We start from the raw sequence: 21,913 nt of genomic DNA on the forward strand, positions 1-21,913 counted from the left end.
CAATGCCTCATCCGTCCGCGACTGGCGGACTGTAAACGTTTTGCGGCGAACCGCTGATGCCTCCGCTCCGGGAGAACGCGTCAAACCATCATCGAGGACTATCGGTCATGATTCCATCAGAACCGAGGCCCTCAGGTTGATTTTGATTTGAGCATCGCCGTTGTCAATGGCACGATCAGGATGCCACGACTCTCCAAGCTCTTGCTCCAGCTAACAATTCGTTCAATCGACACGGGCAGCGCGGAGGCGATCCCGACGGCGTTGCCGCGCTCCTTGGCGAGCCCCTCCAGCCGCGCCAGCGCCTTGTCGATGTCGGCGGCGGTCGGCACCGTGTCGATGGTGAGATCGGCGCGCGCGAACGGGATCGCCAGCGCCTTGGCGAGGCTCGGCGCGACGCTGCGCGGCGCCGAGCCGTCGTCCAGATAGCCGAGCCCGCGCTTGGCGGCCTCGCGAATGATCGGCTGCATCGCCGGCTCGGTCGCGACGAACCGCGCGCCCATGAAATTCGACAGCCCGACATAGCCCTGAAACCGGCTGAGGTGCCAGTTCAGGCGGTCGAGGTTCTGCTCCGGTGCGGCCGACGCAAGCAGCGTTTGCGGGCCGGGATCATTGTCAGGGTAATCGAACGGCTCCATCGGAAGCTGCAGCAGCACCTCGTGCTGCTTGGCGCGCGCCTCCTCGACCAGCTTGCCGGGGTCCGAGCCGTAAGGCGTGAAGGCCAGCGCAACCTCGCGCGGCAGCTTCATCACCGCGTCGTTGGTGCGCGCCGCGCCGATGCCCAGCCCGGTGACCACAATTGCGACCGTCGGCATCTTGTCGGCCTTGGCGCGGTCGGCCTCGGTGGCCATCGCATAGGCGGAGAACGGCTTCAGGCCGCCTGCCGCGATCGGGATCATGCCGTAGCGCGATTGCTCCAGCAGGCGCGGATTGATGCCGGTGGGGCTCGCCGGGCTTGATGCGGGGGCGTCGCCCTTGTCGTCGCCGGTCGAGACCACGACGTCCTGGCGGGTGCCCTTGGAGCCGTCGATGATGGTGATGGTCTTCTGGCCCGGCCCGGCCGCGGCCTTGGCGTCGGCTTGTTCGGTCTTCTTGGCGCCCTTGTCGGCCTGCGCCTTGTCGCCGTGGCCGGCATCGGCCTGAGCCTTGTCGGCGGGCGCCGTGGCGTCCTTCGGATCGGTGGGAGGCTTGAGCGTGATCTGCGCCATCGGCTCGCCGCCGAGCGGATCGTTGTTGAACAGCGCGAATCCGAGGAAGGCGAGCAGGAACAGGCCCAGCACGGCGGCGATCGCCTGGGTCGCGGTGAACGGCAGCCGAAAGCGGCGCAGTCGTCCGCGTTTCTGACCCAGCGGTGTGCTCAGTTCGTCCGCCGCCACAGCCAACCGTCTCCCGAATCACCCGCGGCGACGATACCACGTCGCGCCGGGCGGGCGGCAGCCGCGGCCCTCACCCCGTCGCGCGCGGAGCGACGGATCGGCCAGCAAAAAGGGCGACCCGAAGGCCGCCCTTTGCAGGCTGGAATTGGAGCGAGGCGATTAGTTCGCCGCCTTGTTGCCGGCCGGCTTGTCGATCGCGGCCTTCTCGCCGGTGGCCGGAGCCGGCGCGGTGACGCTCGCCTTGATGCCGTGCAGCAGATCGTCGGCGGTCTTGAGCGCCTTGTCGTCCTTGGCGTCCGGCGGCACGTAGGACTGCGAACCGGTCTTCTCGTCGCCATCCTGGCCCTTGAGATGGCCGCGCAGCGAGGCTTCGCCCTTGGTGTCGGTGCGGGCCTTGAGATCCTCCGGCACGTCCTGCAGCACCTCGATGTCCGGGGTGATGCCCTTGGCCTGGATCGACTTGCCCGACGGCGTGTAGTAGCGCGCCGTGGTCAGACGCAGCGCGCCGTTGCCCGAGCCGAGCGGGATGATGGTCTGCACCGAGCCCTTGCCGAACGAGCGGGTGCCGACCAGCGTCGCCCGCTTGTGGTCCTGCAGCGCGCCGGCGACGATTTCCGATGCCGAGGCCGAGCCGCCGTTGATCAGCACGATCAGCGGCTTGCCCTTGGTCAAGTCGCCCGCATGGGCGGAGCGGCGCTGGGTCTCTTCGGCATTGCGGCCGCGGGTGGAGACGATCTCGCCGCGATCCAGGAAGGTGTCGGAGACGGTCACGGCCTCTTCGAGCAGGCCGCCCGGATTGTTGCGCAGATCGAGGATGAAGCCCTTCAGCTTGTCGGCGCCGATCTGGTTGGTGAGATTGGCAATCTCCTTCTTCAAGCCCTCGGTGGTCTGCTCGTTGAAGGTGGTGATGCGGATGTAGCCGATATCGTCGGCCTCGACGCGCGCCCGCACCGAGCGGACCCGGATGTTGTCGCGCACCAGCGTGATCTCGAGCGGATTGTCCTGGCCCTTCCGCATGATCTTGAGCTTGATCTTGGTATTCACCGGGCCGCGCATCTTCTCGACTGCCTGGTTCAGGGTCAGGCCCTGCACGGCTTCGTCGTCGAGATTGGTGATGATGTCGTTGGCCATGATGCCGGCCTTCGAGGCCGGGGTATCGTCGATCGGCGACACCACCTTGATCAGGCCGTCTTCCATCGTGACTTCGATGCCGAGGCCGCCGAACTCACCGCGGGTCTGCACCTGCATGTCGCGGAAGCTCTTGGCGTCCATGTAGCTCGAATGCGGATCGAGCCCGGTCAGCATGCCGCTGATCGCGGATTCGATCAGCTTGCTGTCGTCCGGCTTCTCGACATAGTCGCTGCGCACGCGCTCGAACACATCGCCAAACAGGTTGAGCTGACGATACGTATCGGAAGTCGCGGCGCGCGCCGTCGAGCCCATCAGAATCGACCGCGGCTGGGTGACGAAAAGTGTCAGCGCAGCGCCCGTGACGGCGCTGAGGAGGATTACCGAAGTCTTGCGCATCATCCGCGAACCTTTTCGCCTTCGTTTGCGGCCCACCATGGGCCTGGATCAATGGGAGTGCCGTCCTTACGGAACTCGATGTAGAGAATGGGCTGAGTAGCGCTGGCCGCCAAAATCGAAGCGACCTGCGACGTCGACCCCATGGTCGCCACCGGCTCTCCCGTGAGCACGAACTGGCCGATATTGACCGAAATGCGCTCCATCCCGGCGATCAGAACATGATATCCGCCACCGGCATTGAGGATCAAGAGTTGTCCATAGGACCGAAACGGCCCCGCATACACAACCCAGCCGTCACACGGGGTTGTGACCTGGGCGCCGGGCCGCGCCGCCAGTGAAATCCCGCGCTCCACGCCGCCGACCCCGTCGGGGCGGCCGAAGTCGCGGATTTTGGTGCCGTTGACCGGAAAGCCGAGCATGCCCTTGGCCGACGCGAAGGCGATCGCCGGGCTGAGCCGGCCGGGATCCTTGAGCGCCGCCAGATTGGCCATCGGCGCGCCCTTCTGGCCGGCCGCGGCGGCCGCCTTGGCGGCGCTCTTGAGGTCCTGCTCCATCTTGGCGATCAGGCCGGTCAGGCTGTCGACCTGGCGGGAGAGCGTCAGGGCCCGGGAGCGTTCGGTTTCAATATCCTTTTCGACCGAGCTTTGCTTGCGCTGACGTTCATCGACCAACGCTGCGAGCCGGGTCTGATCGGTCGTCATGGCGCTGCGGTCGGCGGCCAGCTGGTCGCGCTCGGCCGCGATGGTCTTGCGCACGGCGATCAGTTCGCCGAGGTCGGTCGCGAGGCGCTCGGCGCGCTCGCGCAGATCCGGCACCACGGCGCCGAGCAGAATGGCGGCGCGCAGCGACTTCAACGCATCCTCGGGCCGGACCAGCAGGGCCGGCGGGGCGCGGCGACCGGCGCGCTGCAAGGCCGCCAGAACTTCGCCGATTTCGCCGCGACGCTGGTCGAGCGACTGGCGGATCTGCGACTCGCGCGCGTCGAGCGGCACCAGCCGCGCTTCCGCGTCGCTGATCTTGGTTTCGACCGCGCGCACCTTGGCGGCGATATCGATCAGTTGCTGATTGAGTTTGGTGCGGTCCTCGCCGATCGCCGCAAGGTCGGCCTTGAGCTTGTCCTGCAGCTCGGCGGCGCGCTTCTGCGCTTCGCGGGCGGCTTCCAGCTCCTGCGCGCGCTGCTTGAGCAGATCGGCCGTCGCGGCCGCGGACGCCGCAGCCGGTGTCGGGGCGGGCGCCGTCTGCGCCTGCGCGCGCGTCACCACGGCCCCGGAAATCAGGCTCGCCGCCAGCAATGCGACCGACGGCCAGAAGCTGCCTGAGGTACTATCCCTCGCAGCCAAGGCCATCTGCTGTTGCCCGAAGTCGTGATGCATCTGGTGGCTGCGGCGCTCGCTAGGCACGATGGTATGGATGTCCCGCCAAAATCGTCGCGGCCCTGTAGATCTGCTCCAGCAGCATCACACGGACCATCTGGTGCGGCCAAGTCGCGGCACCGAACGACAGGCAGAGCTTTGCCTTGCGCCGCAATTCAGGCAAAAGTCCGTCCGCGCCACCGATCACGAAAATAGTACCGGGCACCGAGGCATCGCGCCAACGGCCGAGCTGGCTCGCAAAGCTGGCGCTGTCGAGGCTCTGGCCGCGCTCGTCGAGCGTCACGAGGACGCTGCCGTCAGCCATCAGCGCCGTGATGGCCGCCGCCTCTTCGGCCATGCGGGCGGCTGCGTCTCGCGCGCGGCTTTCACCGAGTTCATGGATGTCGAGGCCACGGAAGCCGAGCTTGCGGCCGATATCGTCGAAGCGGGATTTGTAGCGGTCGGCGAGCTCACGCTCCGGACCTTGCTTGAGTTTGCCGACGGCAATGACGGTCAGGCGCATGGGTCAGGCGCACATCTCACGCGTTGCGGAACGAACCGTTCAAGCGGCGCCCGCCGGCACGCGCGACATCATCGACGCGCGCGGTCCTGCGCGCGTCGGAATGAAAGGCTGCTACAGCGTCTTGGCCGGCTGCGGCCCTTGGGTCCACAACCGTTCGAGATTGTAGAACTCCCGAACCTCCGGCCGAAACACGTGTACCACCACGTCGCCGCAATCCATCAGCACCCAATCGCAATTGGTCAGGCCCTCGACATGGATCTTGGCAACGCCCGCTTCCTTCAGCGCCTTCGAGACGTTCTCGGCGATCGCACCGACGTGGCGGTTGGCCCGCCCGCTGGTGACGACGACGTAGTCGAACATCGCTGATTTGCCGCGGAGGTCGATGGCGATCGTTTCTTCCGCCTTCATGTCGTCGAGGCGGGAGAGGATCAGCTTCAGCGTCTCCTCCGCCGTCAAAGGCATTCTGGAGATCGCACCGGATACCGGCGTTTCCGCAGAGGGCGAAGTAACTGCCTTCGCTGCAGCGGCCTTCGATTTCAGCGGCTTGGCCGCAGCGGCCTTCGGCACAGCCGACTTGGACAATACAGATGTGGTCAGGGACCTTTCCTTTCACTGTATCGCGCGCGCCGAATCCCGGCGCCTGATCACCATAGTAGGCATGTGGGGATGACTGTTTCAACAATCCAGAGACCGCCCGGACTTCATTTCTTCCAACTTCCGTCGGGGTTCCGGAGTGCCGTCGAGGACAGCGGCGACTTCAACCCGGTCAGGAAAACCCAAGCCGGCGGGCGCTGATCGGCCAGCGTCGCGGCCGCCGCATTCGACAATCGGTATTTTCGGAGCGCCTGCGCCGCCGGAGCCGCCAGCGCCCGGAAGGTGGCGGGAGGGCGGTCGACGACAGCGATCGGGAGCGAATCCGCGATCGCCCGCCAGCGCTGCCAGCGGTGGAACTGCGCCAGATTGTCGGCGCCCATGATCCAGACGAAGCGGGCGCCCGGGCAGTGCCGACGCAAATAATCGACAGTATCGGCGGTGTAGCGGGTGCCGATCGCCGCCTCCAGGCCGCTCACTTGGATGCGCGGATCGTCGGCGACCACCTGGGCGGCGGCCACGCGGGCATCGAGCTCGCGCAGGCCGGAGATGTCCTTGAGCGGATTGCCGGGCGACACCAGCCACCAGATCCGGTCGAGCTTCAGCCGCGTCAGCGCGAAGCGGCTGATCGCCCGATGCGCCTCGTGCGGCGGATTGAAAGAGCCGCCGAGCAGGCCGATCCGCATGCCACGGCTGTACGCCGGAACGGCGCGCCGGGCCGCGACAGGATCAGGCGTCAACTCAAACTCCACGCTCGGCGCGGCGGGGCCTCACGGCCGGGTCTGCCCGGTGCCATGCACCCGGTATTTGAAGGTCGTGAGCTGCTCGGCGCCGACCGGGCCGCGCGCGTGGAATTTGCCGGTCGCGATGCCGATCTCGGCGCCGAAGCCGAATTCGCCGCCATCGGCGAACTGGGTCGAGGCGTTGTGCAGCACGATCGCGGAGTCGACCTCGGCGAGAAATTTGGCCGCTGCCTGCGCATCCTCGGCGACGATCGCATCGGTATGGTGCGAGCCGTGCTGATGGATATGCGCGATCGCCGCATCGACGCCGTCGACCAGCTTGGCGGCGATCACGGCGTCGAGATACTCGGTGTCCCAGTCCTGCTCGGCGGCCGGTGCCACCCGGGCGTCGACCCGCTGCACGGCATCGTCGCCGCGGACTTCACAGCCGGACTCGATCAGCATGGTGATCAGCGGCGCCAGATGCGTCGCGGCCGCGGCACGGTCGACCAGCAGAGTCTCGGCCGCGCCGCAGACGCCGGTGCGGCGCATCTTGGCGTTCAGCACGATCGATTTCGCCATGTCGAGATCTGCGCTGCGATCGACATAGACATGGTTGACGCCTTCGAGATGCGCGAACACCGGGACGCGGGCCTCGCTCTCGACCCGCGCCACCAGGCTCTTGCCGCCGCGCGGCACGATCACATCGACGTTGCCGTCGAGGCCCGACAGCAGCAGGCCGACGGCGGCGCGATCGCGGGTCGGCACCAGCGTGATCGCCGCCTCGGGCAGCCCCGCCTCGCGCAGGCCCTGCACGAGGCAGTCGTGGATCGCGCGGCCGGAGCGGAAGCTCTCCGATCCACCGCGCAGGATCACGGCATTGCCCGACTTCAGGCACAGCACGCCGGCGTCGGCGGTGACGTTGGGGCGGCTCTCATAGATCACGGCGACGACGCCGAGCGGAACGCGGACGCGTTCGATCGTCATGCCGTTGGGCCGCTGCCAGCTCTCGGTCACGGTACCGACCGGATCGGGAATGCCGCGCACCACCGCAATGCCCTCGGCCATCGCCTCGACCCGCGCGGGCGTCAGAGTCAGCCGGTCGAGGAACGCCGAATTGGCGCCGGACGCCGTGGCGTCGGCGACGTCCTCGGCATTGGCGGCAAGGATCTTGTCGTCGTCAGCGCGGATCGCCCGCTCCATCGCTTCCAGCGCGCGGTTCTTCTGCTCCGGCGGCGCCAGCGCCAGCACCCGGGCGGCAACGCGGGCGCTGCGTCCCAGATCGGTCATCAGCGTCGACAATTCGGCGCTGCCGTCGATGGCTTTGAGCGAGGCGGTCATGGGCGAAGCCTGAAATCCGTGGTCTGTCATGTAAATAGGCGGAATTTGGCGGTACGCCAAGCTGGTTGCGGGGAAACCGGGTGATGCCTATCCTTTGGGTGTTCTCGGGAGGCGCAGATGGCCGGAAACTACACTCTGGACGAGCACTCGGCGGCATTCGTCGAAAGACTGGTGGAAAGCGGCCGCTACGAGACGGCCGACGACGTGTTGCGCGACAGCGTTCGCCTGATGCAGGCGCGGGAAGCCAAGCTCGATACGCTGCGGGCCGAGATCCAGAAGGGGCTGGACAGCGGGCCGATGGAAGAGGTCGGCGACATGTTCGAACGTATCAAGACCGAGGGACGCAGGCGGCTGGCAGCGGAACGTGGCGACTAGGGCGCGGAAAAGTCCGCAAGCCGAGCGCGATATTGCGGCGATCTGGCGTTTTGTCGCAGAAGATAGCGCCGACGCTGCGGATCGCCTCCTCGAAGCCATCGAGAAGGTGTTTGACGTTCTGGTGCAATCACCTTTAGTCGGACGAGCGCGCCCGGAATTGTCCCCGAAGTTGCGCAGCTTTCCGTCGGGAAGCTACGTCCTTTACTATCTCCCCCTGAAGGACGGCGTGGTTATCGTTCGCGTTCTGCACGGACGGCAGGACATCTCCCCTGAGGACTTCAGGTAAACGTCACCCTGGCGCCGTCCCCACCACCAAATCGTCGCGATGGATCATCTCGGCGCGGCCGGTGATGCCGAGGATCATCATCACGTCGGACGACGAGCGTCCCTTGATCCTGTCGGCGTCGTCGGCGTCGTAAGCGACGAGGCCGCGGCCGATTTCATGCGTATCCGGGCCGCGGACGATCACCGCGTCGCCGCGGGCGAACTGACCGTCGATGCGGATTACGCCGGCCGGCAGCAGGCTCTTGCCGGCGCGCAGCGCCACCACGGCGCCGGCGTCGATCGTCAGCGTGCCCTTGGGCTCCAGCGAGCCGGCGATCCAGCGCTTTCGCGCGGTCACGGGATTGGCCGGGGTCAGAAACCAGGTACACGGGCCGCCGTCGGCGATCGCTTTCAGCGGATGGTCGATCTTGCCGGAGGCGATCAGCATGTGGGTGCCGGCGGATGTCGCGATCTTGCCGGCCTCGATCTTGGTCCGCATCCCGCCGCGCGACAGCTCGGAGCCCGCCGCGCCGGCCATGCCTTCGATCTCAGCGGTGATGGATTCCACCACCGGAATCAGCGTCGCATCCGGATTGCTGCCCGGCGGCGCGGTGTAGAGGCCGTCGATGTCCGACAGCAGGATCAGCAGGTCCGCGCTGGCCATGGTGGCGACGCGGGCCGCGAGGCGGTCGTTGTCGCCGTAGCGGATCTCGGTGGTGGCGACCGTGTCGTTCTCGTTGATCACCGGCACCGCGCGCCATTCCAGCAGCTTGCCGATGGTGGAGCGGGCGTTGAGATAGCGGCGGCGCTCCTCGGTGTCCTGGAAGGTGACGAGGATCTGGCCGGCGCCGATGTCGTGGGCGCCGAGCACCTCCGACCAGGTCCGCGCCAGCGCGATCTGGCCGACGGCGGCGGCGGCCTGGCTCTCCTCGAGCTTGAGCGGGCCGCGCGGCAGCTTCAATCGGCTGCGGCCGAGCGCGATCGAGCCCGACGACACGATCATCACGTCGCGGCCGCCGCGATGCAGCTCGGCAATGTCGGCGGCGAGCGCGGCGAGCCAGTCCGCCCGCACCTCGCCGGCGTTCGAGTCGATCAGCAGCGAGGAGCCGACCTTGACGACGATGCGGCGGAAATCATGAAGCTTCGGGCTGGCCATCGAACACGGATCTGGGATTTGGCGCATTGCCGCGCCGAGGGATGCAACGCGTCGTTTTGCAGCACGCCACCGGCCGGCGCAAGCCGCGGCAAGCGGCCGGCAGGTCAGCGGCCGCAAGCGATCCGATGGTCCCACCCTCCGCTTGCCGACGCGCGGCATGTCCGTTGTCGCCCGGGTCCAACGATGCGCGGCAAGTTGAAATCAATAGCGGGAGGGCCAGTCACCGCCGTTCGCCAGCAACGGCCCATCCCGCACTTCCCGGCGGGACTTCACCCAGCGGGCCTGCGGCCTGCCAAGCGCACGCCACAGACGCTCGGCGGTTCATCGTCAACGGAGCGGGGCGGGGGCGCCTGAGAACGCGCGCCTTGGTGGCCGCGATCCCCAAAAGGAACTTCGCTCTCACCCTGGCATTCACATCTCGACGATGTGTCCGATCCAAGTGTGAGTATCAGCGATTTTAGCCCCAACCGACATCCAGCTTTTGCTCACCCGCACCGAAGCGTTTGCCGCGCGGGCGTTCGCATGCGCCGCGGCGTCGGACGCCACTGCGGCGGTCGACGGGAGCCTGTGGGCCGAATTCCATCGGTCCGCTCTGGCCACGGCGGCGTTTCCAGAATCGCTCGGCGGCCTTGGGCTGATCGATTCCGATCGCCAGAGCGAGTTGTGCACGGTGCTGCGGCTGCTCGGCGCCGGCGATCTGTCGACCGCACGGCTGATCGAAGGCCACATCAATGCGATCGCCCTGGTCTGCCGGTACGGCACAGCGGCGCAGCAAGCCTCGCTGGCGTCCGATGTGCGCGACGGCGCCTTCGCCGCCGTGTGGGGCGCCGACGATGCGGCCGGGCTGAAGATCGTCAGTCGGGTAGACCATGACGAATTGCGCGGGCGCAAGATCCTCGCTTCGGGCGCTGGCTTCGTGACGCGCCCCATCGTCACCGCCAAGTCCGGTGACGATCAGTACATGTATCTGTTGCGGATCGCGCCGGATCATCCCGTCGACCTCAGTGGCTGGACCGCGCAGGGCATGCGGTCGACGGCGACCGGCGCGATCGACCTCACCGGCATGCGGATCGGCCCTGACGAACAGGTCGGCGGCGCAGGCGACTTCATGCGCCAGCCATATCTGTCGGGCGGCGCCTGGCGTTTCTGCGCGGCGCATCTCGGTGCGATGGAGCGCTTGGTCGAATTGTTTCGGCATCATTTGGTATCGCGCGGCCGGGCCGAGGATCCGTATCAGCTGCAGCGCGTCGCCACCTGCGTCGCCGCGGCGCGCACCGTGCGGTTCTGGGTCGAGGAGGCCGCGCGCCGGTTCGGCAGCGACGCCGATGCGGAGGCAATTGTGGCTTTCGCCAATATGACCCGGATGGTCACCGAGCGCGCTGCGCTCGACATCATGGAGAACGTCCAGCGCGGCGTCGGCCTGCTCGCGTTCATCCGGCCCGACCCGATCGAGCGGATCTGTCGCGACCTGGCGACCTATCTGCGTCAGCCGGTGCCGGATCTGGCGATGAGTAACGCGGCCCGTGCGTGGCTGACTTCGTCGCTGCCTGTAGGAGAGTTTTGATTGCTCGCCTCGGCATATCTCGACGCGATCCGCCGCCTGCCGATCGGCTCGCTCGCTGATATCACGGGTGGTGAGCCCTGTGTAGTGCTGTCGCCGCATCCCGATGACGAATCGCTCGGCGCCGGCGGTCTGATCGCCGCGGCCTGCGACGCCGGCCAGCGCATCGAGGTCGTTTTGATTACGGATGGCGGCGCTTCCCATCTGAACTCGCCGAGCTACCCCCGGCAACGTCTGATCGAACTGCGACGCTCAGAGCTCGAACGGGCCGCCCAATTGCTTGGACTGCCGCCCGAGCACGTTCATCATCTCGGATTGCCCGACACCCAGGCGCCGACCCAAGGACCGCCGTTCGATGCCGCCGTCGATGCGATCGCAGCGATCTGCGCTCATGCGTCAGCCAGATCTCTGCTGGTGACGTGGGACGGCGATCCGCATTGCGATCATCAAGCGACGGCGCGTATCGCCGAGGCGGTTTGCCGGCAGCACCCGGAGATCGCGCTGTGGGCGTTTCCGATCTGGGGCTGGCATCTCGATCCGGCCGAGCCGCTGAACCGGCCGTCACCCGTGGGACTGCGGCTCGACATTTCGGCGCAGCAGGTCCGCAAGCGCGCGGCGATCGACGCCCACGTCTCGCAGATGACCGATCTGATCGATGACGATCCGGATGGCTTCCGCTTCACCGACCAGACCCTGGCGCCGTTCGTTGGCCCTTACGAGTACTATTTGAAGGTCACGCTATGAGCCGCCGGACCGAGACGATCGCGGCCGACTATTTCGAGCAGAAATACCGTGCCGACATCGATCCGTGGCGATTTCGCAGCAGCGACTACGAACGAGAGAAGTATCAGTCGACGCTGGCGGCGCTCGGCCATCCGCGGTTCGCCTCGGCGCTGGAAGTCGGCTGTTCGATCGGCGTGTTGACGGCCAAGCTCGCGCCGCGCTGCGACAAGCTGCTCGCCATCGACGCATCGCAAACCGCGATCGAGGCGGCGCGTGCGGGCGGTGTGCCTGCCAACGTCACGTTCGAGGTCGCAACACTGCCGCAGCAGTTTCCGTCCGGGCCATTCGATCTGATCTTGCTGTCGGAGGTCCTGTACTACTTCGCGACGCCTGACCTGGTACGCGTGGCGCAGCAGTGCATCGACGCACTGCTGCCAGACGGCGAGATCATCCTGTGCCATTGGCTCGGCGAAACCGATTATCCGCTGACCGGGCTCGAATCCAGCGATCAGTTTGCCGAGGCGGTGGCGGCTAGGCTGCCGGTTCGAGCCATCGCGAACGACGAGGTGTATCGGCTGGAGCGATTGTCGGCGCGCTGACCCGCAGCCGAAGCTGGCGCAAGATCAACCTGGCGACCGCGATCTGCCGCGGCAAATCGGACGGTCGAAGCGGCGCGCCGCGCTGCAAGGCCGGGCTGTCGCGGCTGATCCGTAGCCAGGCTTCCTCGAACGCGATGCCGGGCTCCGCCAGCAGTCGCATCGTCTCCTTCGACACCTGCCAGCCACGCGGCAGATCGCGATGTGCCGGCGGTTCGGCCAGCAGACGCCGCAGATGACCGCGATAGATCGAACGCCGCGTCGCCTGCAGGGCGGGTTCGAGATCGTCGTCGCACGGCGCGTCGGTCTGTTCGTGCCGCAGCCGCATGGTATCGGCCGCGCCGCCCTGCGCGCGGCCGTCGAGCCGACACGACGTCATCACCGACACTGCCATCGAATGGCGCACCTTGAAGCCGGCGCGCTCGAGCGCAGCCGTCAGCGCGGAATCTTCGCCGACCGGACGCGGCGGCAGGCCGCCGATCGCCTGATAGGAAGCGAGCGTCAGCGCCAGGCTTGCGCCGGACGACACCCGATGGTTCGGCCACGGATCATGCGGGCGCGGGTCGCAGCGGGCGTCGATCTCGGCGAGCAATCGCAAATACGTGTCTTCCAACCGCCCGCGGGCCAGGAAGGCGCTGCCGAGGCCGACGATTTCCAGCGGCTCGGCGTCGATGTAGCCGGCGACGCTATCGACGCCGCTCTGCATCTCGCGCAGCGTTGCGGCGAACCAGGTCGGCGATACGCAGCTGTCGGCATCGGTGGTCAGGATCAGGCCGTCCGCGGCGCCGCGCTCGATCAGGCGCGCCGCCGCGAGGTCCATCGCCTGCTTGCGGGCGCGGCCGGCGGAGAGCTGATCCGGCGGCAATTGCGACTCGATCACCACGACCGGATGCGGCACCAGGGCGGCGAAGTCGCGGACGACCGCTGCGGTGTCGTCTGTGCAATTATTGGCGAAGATCAGAATTTCGAATGCGCCGGTGCGGACCGGAGCGCCGGCTTCGTCGCGCTGCATCGCCAGCGCGGACAGGCAGCGGCGGATGCGTTGGGCTTCGTTGTGTGCGGGGATAGCCACAATGGCGCGGCCGGCACTGAAACTGCGGTCGGCCGTCATCGATACCTCACCCACTGATACGCTTCCATCACCCGGTTGCGGCGCAAGGCGATTCACGCCGTCGCTGTGGGAAAGTGATGGTGCGCGATTCCGTTCCGCCGCGCGCGGCGTGGCTGCTGCTGATTGGTCGCCTCAGCGCCGCCGGATGCCGGTGAGACGGCTGTGCCGATCAGGCGTCCTGCGGCGCCCAGGGCTTGGCATCGGCCGCGTTCTCGGCGGCGCCCTTCGCCTTGTCGGACACCGGCGCTTCGCCGATCACGGCGGCGAGCCCGCGCAAGGCCTCGGGCACGCCCTGCCCGGTAATGCCGGAGATCAGCAGCGGCGTCTTCTTGGCGGCGCGCTTCAGCCGGTCCTTCTGCTTCTTCAGCTCGTCCGGCTCGACCGCATCGATCTTGTTCAGCGCCACGATCTCGATCTTGTCGGCCAGCGTCTCCGCATAGGCTTCGAGTTCGCCGCGCACGGTCTTGTAGGCCTTGCCGGCGTGCTCGCAGGTGGCGTCGATCAGATGCAGCAGCACCCTGCAGCGCTCGACGTGGCCGAGGAAACGGTCGCCGAGGCCGGCGCCCTCATGGGCGCCCTCGATCAGGCCGGGAATGTCCGCCAGCACGAATTCGCGGCCGTCGGCATTCACCACGCCGAGCTGCGGATGCAGGGTGGTGAACGGATAGTCGGCGATCTTCGGCTTGGCGGCGCTGACCTTGGACAGGAAGGTCGATTTGCCCGCGTTCGGCAGGCCGACCAGCCCGGCATCTGCAATCAGCTTCAGCCGGAGCCAGATCCAGCGTTCCTCGCCGGGCAGACCCGGATTGGCGTGGCGCGGCGCGCGGTTGGTCGACGATTTGAAGTGCGCGTTGCCGAAGCCGCCATTGCCGCCCTCGGCCAGCACGAAGCGCTCCCCGACCTTGGTGAAGTCGTGGATCAGCGTTTCCTTGTCCTCGTCGAAGATCTGGGTACCGACCGGGACCTTCAGCACGACGTTTTTGCCGTTGGCGCCATGGCGGTCGCTGCCCATGCCGTTGACGCCCTTCTGGGCCTTGAAGTGCTGCTGATAGCGATAGTCGATCAGCGTGTTGAGCCCGTCGGCCGCCTCGACGATGACGTCGCCGCCGCGGCCGCCATTGCCGCCGTTCGGTCCACCGAACTCGATGAACTTCTCGCGGCGGAACGCCACGCAGCCGTTCCCGCCGTCGCCGGAGCGGATGTAAACCTTGGCTTCATCGAGGAATTTCATGGGGCCATCCGTATCGCACCGGGAGGGGGCGCGGCAACAGCAGTGATGGGGCAAAGCGCGCCGTTCGGTCCCATCCGTCAGCCTTGCGCGGGCCTGCCGCGCTGGCGATAAGCGCCTGCCGAGCCGTCCGCCGGCTCCGCAAAGGGTACCGGTCCGATATGGGGTTGTTGCGAAAATTGTCCACCGGTCCCGACGACCACGGTGCGCATGGCGCCGGGATCGCCCTGATGCTGCTGGCGATGCTGGCGTTTTCGTTCGGCGATGCGCTCGGCAAGAAGGTGGTGGCGACCTATCCGGTCGGCGAGTTGCTGCTGCTGCGCGCGATCGCCGGGCTGATCGTGCTGGCGCCGCTGATCTGGCGACAGCGTGCGGCCTTCCGGCGGCTGGAGCGGCCCGGCCTGCAGATGCTGCGGACGCTGATCGCGGCCTGCGAAGTCGCGGCATTCTTCATCGCCACGATCTATCTGCCGCTCGCCGACGTCATCACCTTCTATCTGGCGTCGGCTTTGTTCGTGTCGGTCGGCGCCGCGCTGTTTCTCGGCGAGCGGATCGACCGGACGCGGGCGGTGGTGATCGTGATCGGCTTCGGCGGCGTGCTGATCGCGCTGCAGCCGTCGCCGCAGACCATGACCTGGTCGGCGCTGATCGCCATCCTGGCCAGCGTGCTGTTCGCCGCGCTGCTGCTGATCACGCGATTCCTGCGCCAGACGCCCGCGATGGTGCTGGCCTCGCAGCAGTTCGTTGGCACGGCGCTGCTCGGCGTAGCGCTGATGGCGCCGTCCGGCTGGATGACACCGGCGCCGGTGGACTGGTTGTGGTTCGGGCTGGCCGGCATCGTCTCGGCGGTGGCGCTGCTCTGCGTCAACCGCTCGCTCAGCCTCGCGCCGGCGAGCGTGGTGGTGCCCTATCAGTACACGATGATCATCTTCGCGGCGGCGTTCGGCTGGCTGGTGTTCGGCGACGTGCCGACGCTGCCGACGGTGATCGGCGGCGCGGTGATCATCGGCGCGGGACTGTTCCTGGCGCTGCGCGACCGCAGTCTGGCCGTCGCCAAATCTGCGGATGCGAAGATCTGAGCCGACTATGCGATGGTCAGCTTCAGGCCGGCGAAGCGCTCGGCGAGCTTGCGGGCGCGCTCGCGGCGCTCGTCCGACAGCAGCTGGCGCTCCAGCGCTTCGAACGCGTCGAGATCCCGGCGGAAATCCTCGGGCACCTGAGGGGCGGCAGTCTGTTCGATCGGATCGGACATGTAAGCCTCCTGCTGGGGCAGGTCTTTGAAGGGCGGGGCTTCGAACTACACCAGATGCATTAAATTCGAGTGTGTCCGGCGTGACGGACGATGAGACGAGTGGGCTGGTTAAACGTCTGCAAACACGGCCTCGGCGGGGTACGAGGCCCCGCCGTTGCTGCGTCAGATGCCGAAGCGGCGGTCGAGATCGACGAAGCGGAAGCTGAGCTGCTCGGCGCGCTCGCGATGTTCGTCGGCGCGTGCGGCACGTTCTTTCATCTCGGCGGCGGTGATCTCCGCGGCATTGTCGGCGTGATTGACGTCGTCGGTGAGGTCGCGGGACAGAACGGCCTGGATGTAGCGGTGGGTCAGCATGTCGAACTCCTGTGTGGACGTCCGTGCTAAGCGACCGCTCCGCGCCTGCGTACTCGGGAAGGCACCAGCGCGCGATGGCCTGGTTAAGCATTACTGGCCGAGATGCGGCGATTTGCGAGCATCACAGCAAAACGGCCGGGCTGGGCCCGGCCGTACAAGTATGTAGGACGAAGTCTATGTCGTGGTCAGCTGCGCCGGGTCTTGCCCCAGCTCTTCAGCGACGACCACACGCCGCGAGTCAGGCGGAAGCAGTCGACCGGGGTCGATGAGCCGATCGCTTCCATCCGGTGCAGCTCGACGCCGGTCCATTGGAAGCCGCACTTCTCGAGCACGTTGCGCGACGCCGGATTGATCACCCGCGCGGCGGAGATCATCTGCTTGACCGGATATTCCTCGAAGGTCAGATCGATCACCGCGCGCGCCGCCTCGGTGGCGTAGCCGTTGCCCCAATGCTCGATGCCGAGCCAGTAGCCGAGCTCCGGCGCCTCGCGATTGCACCAGTCGACGCCGACCATCCCGACCGGCTCGAAATCGGCTTCGATCAGGAACACCGTCTCGTGGTCCTGGCCCAGCGAGGTGACGAAGCGCGCGGCGTCGTCGCGCGTATAGGGATGCGGCAGCCGGCGGGTCATCTCGGCGACCCGGCGATCGTTCGCGAGGCGAGCAATGGCCTTAACGTCCGCGAGAGCCGGCTTGCGCAGCGTCAGCCGCTCGGTCTCAAGGACGCAAGGTCTCGCCTCGCGCAACACGGGTGTGGGTGTCGGGATTTCCTGCAACATCGCGGGCTCCTGATGCATCGATCAAACGGACGCAAACGAAAGGGGAGGTCGGTTGTCCCGCCTCCCCTGGAGCCCTTGGTGCTCCGCCGGTTTGTCAGGACCCGGCGGACGCTTGTTTGTCCACCGTCTATTCGGCCGCCTGCGCAATCGGAAGAACCGATACGAAGGTACGGCCGTTGGCTTTGGCGCGGAATTCGACGCGGCCTTCCACCTTGGCGAACAAGGTGTGATCCGTGCCCATGCCGACGTTGAGGCCGGGGTGCCAGGTGGTGCCGCGCTGACGCGCGATGATGTTGCCGGGAATCACGTGTTCGCCGCCATAGGCCTTGATCCCGAGGCGCTTGCCCGCAGAATCACGCCCGTTGCGCGATGAACCGCCTGCCTTTTTATGAGCCATAGCTCGTCTCCAAAATCCGAATTCTACCTAGACGATTTCCGCGACGGAATCATCCACTGATTTGACAAAGCTGCCGAGCGTCGCCGCTTATTCGGCGGCTTCGGCTGCCGGAGCGGTTTCGGCCTTGGCGCGCTTCGGGCGGGGACCGACCGTGGGCTTCTTGCCGTCGGCCAGGATCTCGGTGATGCGAAGCACCGTGATCTCGTCGCGGTAGCCGCGCTTGCGCTTCGAATTCTTGCGGCGGCGCTTCTTGAAGGAAATCACCTTCGGGCCGCGCTTGTGGTCCAGCACCTCGGCGGCGACGGTCGCGCCGGCCACGGTGGGGGCGCCGAGCACCGGCGTGTCACCGCCCAGCACCAGCACTTCGCCGAGCTGCACGATGGTGCCGACTTCGCCTTCGATCTTGCCTACTTCGAGCACATCTTCCGGAACGACGCGGTACTGCCGGCCGCCGGTTTTGATGACTGCGAACATCGTTTTCATCCTTCGTGTTCGATCCCAGCCTCGGTCGAGCCGGGCCGGCTTTTTGGTCAGTCGTTGTGGGTAGCGACCTCATGGGCCGCCGAATCTGTGCGGAAGGCTTCGCCCTCTATCGGGGCTTCGGCACGGGCGCACAAAGCAATTCGGCGCGGGACCTGCCCACGCCGGGTGCACGACTTATAGCGGCCGGTCGCCGCCCGTCAAGGCGAAAGCGCCAAAAACCCGAATCGCGTCAAGCACAAGCCGGCGCCGCGATGTCCCGGGGCAGTGCAACCAACCGGTTCCCTCGCGGTTGTCACCCGGCTTCACACGGGGGAATGACGAATGGCTGAGGACACGCTAACCACCACGACCGCCGGCATCGCCGCCCACGGCTCCGCCCGGCTGCCGTCGGTCGACGTCGACACCTACAACATCGAGCTCAAGGACGAGGACGGCTTTCTCGGCGACCGCGCCTCCAAGGGCGCCTTCCAGCGCATCCTGGACGCCTCCCGCAAGCCGCTGAAGAAGAACGGCGACGATCCACTCGGCAAGAAAGACACCAAGGACATCAGCAAGAGCACGCTCGACGAGCTGCTGGTCGGCGACGACGTCGCCGCCGCCGCGCTGGTGCACGGCGCGATCGAGGAATTTGCCCAGGAGCTGGCCTACGTCACCCGGCGCTTCCTCAAGAGCAAGGCCTGGACCGATACCGAATGCATCGTGGTCGGCGGCGGCTTCCGCCAGAGCCGGGTCGGCGAGCTGGCGATCGCCCGCACCGACATTCTGCTCAAGGCCGAGGGCTTCAAGATCGATCTGGTGCCGATCCGGCACCATCCGGACGAGGCCGGCCTGATCGGCTGCCTGCATCTGGCGCCGTCATGGATCTTCGAAGGCCACGACAGCATCCTGGCGGTCGATATCGGCGGCTCCAATATCCGCTGCGGCGTGGTCGAGACCAGCTGGAAGAAGGCCAAGGATCTGTCCAAGGCCTCGGTCTGGAAGTCCGACCTATGGCGCCATGCCGACGACGAGCCGACCCGCGAAGGCGCCGTCAAGCGCCTGACCAAGATGCTCAAGGACCTGATCGCCGATGCCGAGAAGGAGGGCTTCAAGCTGGCGCCGTTCATCGGCATTTCCTGTCCGGGCGTCATCAATGACGACGGCAGCATCGAGAAGGGCGCCCAAAACCTGCCGGGCAATTGGGAAAGCAGCAAATTCCATCTGCCGCGCAGCCTGATCGACGGCATCCCAACCATCGGAGACCATGATACCGCGATCCTGATGCACAACGACGGCGTGGCGCAGGGGCTCAGCGAAGTTCCGTTCATGCAGGACTTCACCCGCTGGGGCGTCCTGACCATCGGCACCGGCCTCGGCAACGCCCGCTTCACCAACCGCAAGCCGAAAGAGAAGGCCAAGAAGGACAAGCCGAAGGAGAAGGACAAGGACCGCAAGGACAAGGACGACTGAGGCGGCGCACGTCGCGGCGACGGCACGGGGGCGGCGCGTCGCCGCCGCCCCGGGCGGGGCCAATGCGGCGGCCCGGCATTCGCCGACAGTTTTGCGGCAAAGCCCCATCGCCCGGCTTGTTTATCTGGCCCGGCTCGCTTAAGAACACCGCCGACCACCACGGGCCGCAAGGCCCGGTAACGGCGCCGCGGAGAGGTGGCAGAGTGGTTGATTGTACCGCACTCGAAATGCGGCATAGGTGCAAGCCTATCGGGGGTTCGAATCCCCCCCTCTCCGCCAGTTTTTCTGACGTCCCGGGAAAGCCCTAGAAATCAAGTTTCTCTCAATCGCTCGCGGGCGGTTGGCGTAGCCGCATGTTTGGCGAGCCGTACAATGCGATGGGACGCCCTCCGACCCTCAGGCGAGATGGCGCGGGCGGCCCGCGAAGGCCGCCCGCTGACCTCCTTTACGAGGCTCGAACCGTTCTCAGGAACTTGTCGACCTCGTTTCTTAGCAGGCCACTATCTCCGGACAGAGTCTTTGCGGCCGACAGCACCTGCGCCGAGGCGGACCCTGTTTCGGTCGCGCCCCGTTCGACATTGTTAATGTTGCTGGAGACCTGTTGGGTGCCTTCGGCTGCCTGCATCACGTTGCGGGAAATCTCCTGGGTTGCCGCTCCCTGCTCCTCGACGGCGGACGCAATCGTGGAGGCGATTTCGGACAGCTTTTCGATCGTACCGCTGATCTCCTTGATCGCTCCGACCGACTCCTGCGTCGCGCTCTGGATGCCGGCGATCTGCTGTCCGATGTCGCCGGTCGCTTTGGAGGTCTGTTCGGCAAGCGCCTTGACCTCGGAAGCGACCACCGCAAAGCCGCGGCCTGCCTCTCCGGCCCGCGCCGCCTCGATCGTGGCATTGAGAGCGAGAAGATTGGTCTGGCCCGCAATGGTATTGATGAGCTCCACGACGTCACCGATCCGCGAGGCGGCCTTGGTCAACTCACCCACGCGATCGTTCGTCACGCGAGCCTGATTGACGGCTTCGTTGGCCATGCGGGCCGAGTTCTGCACCTGTCGGCTGATCTCGTTCACCGACGAGGACAATTCCTCGGTCGCCGACGCAACCGATTGAACGTTGGTGGAAGCTTCTTCGGAAGCGGCTCTGACGCGCGACGTCAGTTGCTTCGAGTGGTCCGCCGTGACCGCGAGCGCGCTTGCGGAATTCTCGAGTTCGCCCGAAGCCGTCGATACGCTTTGGACGATGCGGCCGACAGCTGCTTCGAAGTTGTCCGCCATCTCGTTCATCGCACGACGGCGTTCGGCGTCCGCGGCGGCTTGGGCGTCCGCGCGTTCTGCGATACTCCGCTTGAGCTCCGCCTGCATGGTTCGAAGCGAAGACGCGAGAATTCCGACCTCGTCCGCCTGCTCGATCGCCAGCTTTTGGTTGAGATCGCCCTTGGCGATGCCGTTTGCGAAACTCGCGCAGTCACCGATGGGACGGGCGATGCTGCGAGCGGCGAATGTGATCACCATGATTGCGACCACCAAGACGATGAGGCCTCCGCCGACCTGCCAATAGATCGCCGCGCTCGACTTGCCGCTCAGTGCATCGTCGAGTTGATGCGCGGACTCCAGCACGACGCCGCGGGGCACCGAGATCACCACCGACCAGAGGGTGCCAGTCTGCCCGAATGAGATCGGCGAATAGACCTCGATATCATCCCATTTCGGATCGTCCAGCACTTGGCCTTTGCCGTCCTTCACCATCGCCGAGGCGTCCACCCAGCGCGGGTTGGTGCCGGCTGCGCTCTTTCCGATCGACTCCTGATCCGCACTGTTCGCCACGATCAGGCCCGTGTCGTTGAGGATGGCAACCTTGCCCTTGCCACCGAACAACGAGCCGTTGATCTGCTTGGCCAGCTTCTGAACGAAGTCGAGATTGTAGTCGGCGCCGGCGACACCGACGAACCGGCCGCCGACCTTGATCGGAACCGAAAGAGTGGCGAGGAAGACGGCCTTGCCCTGCACGATGTAGGGCAGGGGGCCCAAGATGTTTTCCTTGCCTTTTGTCTGAGGGTTGATGAACCAGGCGCCTTTCACCAGACCGTTCGGGTGCTGTTCCTTGCTGTCGTACTCGACCAGCGGCTGCACGGCGATGGAGCCGCCGACGCCGCGGGTCCAATAGGGAAGAAATCGTCCGGTCTGGTCCGAGCCGAATTCCCGCCGGCTCTTGAAGTTCGCATCGTCGCCGTCGAGAGCGTTGGGCAACCACGCCGAATAGGTCCCGTTGAACGACGGGTTCTGTTCGAGCGTGTTGCGAAGAATGGCATTGAGCTGAACACGCCGCTCCGCAATGGGGGTCCCGCCGTTCTTGTCGTCGGCGAGGACCTCGAAGGCATGCGCCATATTTCGCGCTGAATCCAGCCCGACATCGAGTTCGGCCTTGATCGCATTGGCCTCTGCGGCACCTCGGTTCAACAATAATTCCTTGGTCTGACTATCAACCAATCGCATCACCTCGGTGCTCACGTAACGATGCGAATTCTGCGCGAACAGCACGCTGAGCACGATGAGGACGAGGCTTGCACCGGCGAGACAAAGTCCCGCGATGAGCGCGATCTTGATTTGCAGTTTTCGAATGGATTGAAACGAGAGTGCCATGAAGTCCTCCTGGTCAGAAGGAACCTAGGGACAAGCACTAAAGTGGATATGAATTTCATTACTGGTACGAATACGGGATAGCGTCATACTTTGTGCGTAGTGCGATTACTTGCGTCGT

Annotated in this window: 23 protein-coding genes and 1 tRNA gene; 8 read left to right on the plus strand and 16 right to left on the minus strand. The window is 66.1% G+C overall.

Annotated elements, in window-relative coordinates; genetic code table 11:
• Positions 1 to 131 precede the first annotated feature (131 nt).
• From ACFFJ6_RS09260 to ACFFJ6_RS09290, 7 genes are all read right to left on the minus strand, one after another.
• Positions 132 to 1,373: a divergent polysaccharide deacetylase family protein gene (locus ACFFJ6_RS09260; protein ID WP_378386746.1), complete on the minus strand. Its 1,242-nt coding sequence runs from the start codon at positions 1,371 to 1,373 to the stop codon at positions 132 to 134.
• Between the two features lie 159 nt (positions 1,374 to 1,532).
• Positions 1,533 to 2,903 carry a S41 family peptidase gene (locus tag ACFFJ6_RS09265; RefSeq protein WP_378386748.1) on the minus strand — a complete coding sequence of 457 codons (1,371 nt, stop codon included), beginning with the start codon at positions 2,901 to 2,903 and terminating at the stop codon, positions 1,533 to 1,535.
• Complete coding sequence (locus tag ACFFJ6_RS09270) at positions 2,900 to 4,246, minus strand: murein hydrolase activator EnvC family protein (RefSeq protein ID WP_378387059.1); 1,347 nt, start codon at positions 4,244 to 4,246, stop codon at positions 2,900 to 2,902. The genes ACFFJ6_RS09265 and ACFFJ6_RS09270 overlap by 4 nt, the downstream gene beginning before the upstream one ends.
• A 46-nt stretch (positions 4,247 to 4,292) precedes the next feature.
• Positions 4,293 to 4,775 (minus strand): 23S rRNA (pseudouridine(1915)-N(3))-methyltransferase RlmH, encoded by a 483-nt coding sequence (gene rlmH / locus ACFFJ6_RS09275; protein ID WP_378386750.1) that lies wholly within the window; start codon positions 4,773 to 4,775, stop codon positions 4,293 to 4,295.
• A 111-nt stretch (positions 4,776 to 4,886) separates the two neighbouring features.
• Positions 4,887 to 5,237, minus strand: a complete 351-nt coding sequence (gene rsfS / locus ACFFJ6_RS09280; protein ID WP_378386752.1) for a ribosome silencing factor — start codon at positions 5,235 to 5,237, stop codon at positions 4,887 to 4,889.
• A gap of 239 nt (positions 5,238 to 5,476) precedes the next feature.
• Positions 5,477 to 6,106, minus strand: a complete 630-nt coding sequence (locus ACFFJ6_RS09285) for a nicotinate-nucleotide adenylyltransferase (protein ID WP_378386755.1) — start codon at positions 6,104 to 6,106, stop codon at positions 5,477 to 5,479.
• Positions 6,107 to 6,136: 30 nt separating this feature from the next.
• Complete coding sequence (locus ACFFJ6_RS09290; protein WP_378386757.1) at positions 6,137 to 7,429, minus strand: glutamate-5-semialdehyde dehydrogenase; 1,293 nt, start codon at positions 7,427 to 7,429, stop codon at positions 6,137 to 6,139.
• Positions 7,430 to 7,546: 117 nt separating this feature from the next.
• Here ACFFJ6_RS09290 and ACFFJ6_RS09295 point away from each other — a divergent pair, with 117 nt between their 5' ends.
• Positions 7,547 to 7,804 carry a type II toxin-antitoxin system ParD family antitoxin gene (locus ACFFJ6_RS09295; protein ID WP_378386760.1) on the plus strand — a complete coding sequence of 86 codons (258 nt, stop codon included), beginning with the start codon at positions 7,547 to 7,549 and terminating at the stop codon, positions 7,802 to 7,804.
• A complete protein-coding gene (locus tag ACFFJ6_RS09300) occupies positions 7,794 to 8,090 on the plus strand; it encodes a type II toxin-antitoxin system RelE/ParE family toxin (RefSeq protein WP_378386762.1) in 297 nt (98 codons plus the stop codon). Before ACFFJ6_RS09295 ends, ACFFJ6_RS09300 begins: the two co-directional genes overlap by 11 nt.
• Before the next feature lie 3 nt (positions 8,091 to 8,093).
• Here ACFFJ6_RS09300 and proB read toward each other — a convergent pair whose 3' ends face one another.
• Positions 8,094 to 9,224, minus strand: coding sequence for a glutamate 5-kinase (gene proB / locus ACFFJ6_RS09305; RefSeq protein ID WP_378386765.1), 1,131 nt, complete (start codon positions 9,222 to 9,224; stop codon positions 8,094 to 8,096).
• 481 nt (positions 9,225 to 9,705) lie between these two features.
• Between proB and ACFFJ6_RS09310 the strand changes: the two genes are divergently transcribed.
• The 3 genes from ACFFJ6_RS09310 to ACFFJ6_RS09320 are packed head-to-tail and all read left to right on the plus strand — an operon-like array spanning position 9,706 to position 12,107.
• Positions 9,706 to 10,788, plus strand: coding sequence for an acyl-CoA dehydrogenase family protein (locus ACFFJ6_RS09310; RefSeq protein ID WP_378386767.1), 1,083 nt, complete (start codon positions 9,706 to 9,708; stop codon positions 10,786 to 10,788).
• Positions 10,789 to 11,529, plus strand: a complete 741-nt coding sequence (locus ACFFJ6_RS09315) for a PIG-L deacetylase family protein (protein ID WP_378386770.1) — start codon at positions 10,789 to 10,791, stop codon at positions 11,527 to 11,529.
• Positions 11,526 to 12,107, plus strand: a complete 582-nt coding sequence (locus ACFFJ6_RS09320) for a class I SAM-dependent DNA methyltransferase (RefSeq protein ID WP_378386772.1) — start codon at positions 11,526 to 11,528, stop codon at positions 12,105 to 12,107. The genes ACFFJ6_RS09315 and ACFFJ6_RS09320 overlap by 4 nt, the downstream gene beginning before the upstream one ends.
• Here ACFFJ6_RS09320 and ACFFJ6_RS09325 read toward each other — a convergent pair.
• A complete protein-coding gene (locus ACFFJ6_RS09325; RefSeq protein WP_378386775.1) occupies positions 12,040 to 13,215 on the minus strand; it encodes a glycosyltransferase family 2 protein in 1,176 nt (391 codons plus the stop codon). The genes ACFFJ6_RS09320 and ACFFJ6_RS09325 overlap by 68 nt on opposite strands.
• A 169-nt stretch (positions 13,216 to 13,384) precedes the next feature.
• Positions 13,385 to 14,446, minus strand: a complete 1,062-nt coding sequence (gene obgE, locus ACFFJ6_RS09330) for a GTPase ObgE (RefSeq protein ID WP_378386777.1) — start codon at positions 14,444 to 14,446, stop codon at positions 13,385 to 13,387.
• Between the two features lie 158 nt (positions 14,447 to 14,604).
• On the opposite strand from obgE, the gene ACFFJ6_RS09335 reads away from it, so the two are divergent.
• A complete protein-coding gene (locus ACFFJ6_RS09335; protein WP_378386779.1) occupies positions 14,605 to 15,522 on the plus strand; it encodes a DMT family transporter in 918 nt (305 codons plus the stop codon).
• A 5-nt stretch (positions 15,523 to 15,527) separates the two neighbouring features.
• Here ACFFJ6_RS09335 and ACFFJ6_RS09340 read toward each other — a convergent pair whose 3' ends face one another.
• The 5 genes from ACFFJ6_RS09340 to rplU form a co-directional block, all read right to left on the minus strand.
• On the minus strand, positions 15,528 to 15,695 hold the full coding sequence (locus ACFFJ6_RS09340; protein ID WP_378386781.1) for a hypothetical protein: 168 nt from the start codon (positions 15,693 to 15,695) through the stop codon (positions 15,528 to 15,530).
• Between the two features lie 162 nt (positions 15,696 to 15,857).
• Entirely contained in the window at positions 15,858 to 16,049 is a 192-nt protein-coding gene (locus tag ACFFJ6_RS09345) for a hypothetical protein (protein WP_378386783.1), read from the minus strand.
• Between the two features lie 185 nt (positions 16,050 to 16,234).
• The gene (locus ACFFJ6_RS09350; protein WP_378386786.1) at positions 16,235 to 16,828 is read right to left on the minus strand and encodes a GNAT family N-acetyltransferase; all 594 of its coding nucleotides are present in this window, start codon (positions 16,826 to 16,828) and stop codon (positions 16,235 to 16,237) included.
• A gap of 127 nt (positions 16,829 to 16,955) precedes the next feature.
• Positions 16,956 to 17,225, minus strand: coding sequence for a 50S ribosomal protein L27 (rpmA, locus tag ACFFJ6_RS09355; RefSeq protein WP_011439148.1), 270 nt, complete (start codon positions 17,223 to 17,225; stop codon positions 16,956 to 16,958).
• Between the two features lie 87 nt (positions 17,226 to 17,312).
• Complete coding sequence (rplU, locus tag ACFFJ6_RS09360) at positions 17,313 to 17,699, minus strand: 50S ribosomal protein L21 (RefSeq protein ID WP_378386789.1); 387 nt, start codon at positions 17,697 to 17,699, stop codon at positions 17,313 to 17,315.
• A 330-nt stretch (positions 17,700 to 18,029) separates the two neighbouring features.
• Between rplU and ACFFJ6_RS09365 the strand changes: the two genes are divergently transcribed.
• Together ACFFJ6_RS09365 and ACFFJ6_RS09370 are read left to right on the plus strand one after the other, a co-directional pair.
• Positions 18,030 to 19,157 carry an ROK family protein gene (locus ACFFJ6_RS09365; protein WP_378386791.1) on the plus strand — a complete coding sequence of 376 codons (1,128 nt, stop codon included), beginning with the start codon at positions 18,030 to 18,032 and terminating at the stop codon, positions 19,155 to 19,157.
• 189 nt (positions 19,158 to 19,346) lie between these two features.
• Positions 19,347 to 19,436: transfer RNA gene (locus ACFFJ6_RS09370), tRNA-Ser, on the plus strand.
• Positions 19,437 to 19,602: 166 nt separating this feature from the next.
• On the opposite strand, the gene ACFFJ6_RS09375 is transcribed toward ACFFJ6_RS09370, so the two are convergent.
• Positions 19,603 to 21,795 (minus strand): methyl-accepting chemotaxis protein, encoded by a 2,193-nt coding sequence (locus ACFFJ6_RS09375; RefSeq protein ID WP_378386793.1) that lies wholly within the window; start codon positions 21,793 to 21,795, stop codon positions 19,603 to 19,605.
• Positions 21,796 to 21,913 lie beyond the last annotated feature (118 nt).

This window comes from Rhodopseudomonas telluris, from assembly GCF_042432815.1.
Lineage (GTDB): Bacteria > Pseudomonadota > Alphaproteobacteria > Rhizobiales > Xanthobacteraceae > Rhodopseudomonas > Rhodopseudomonas telluris.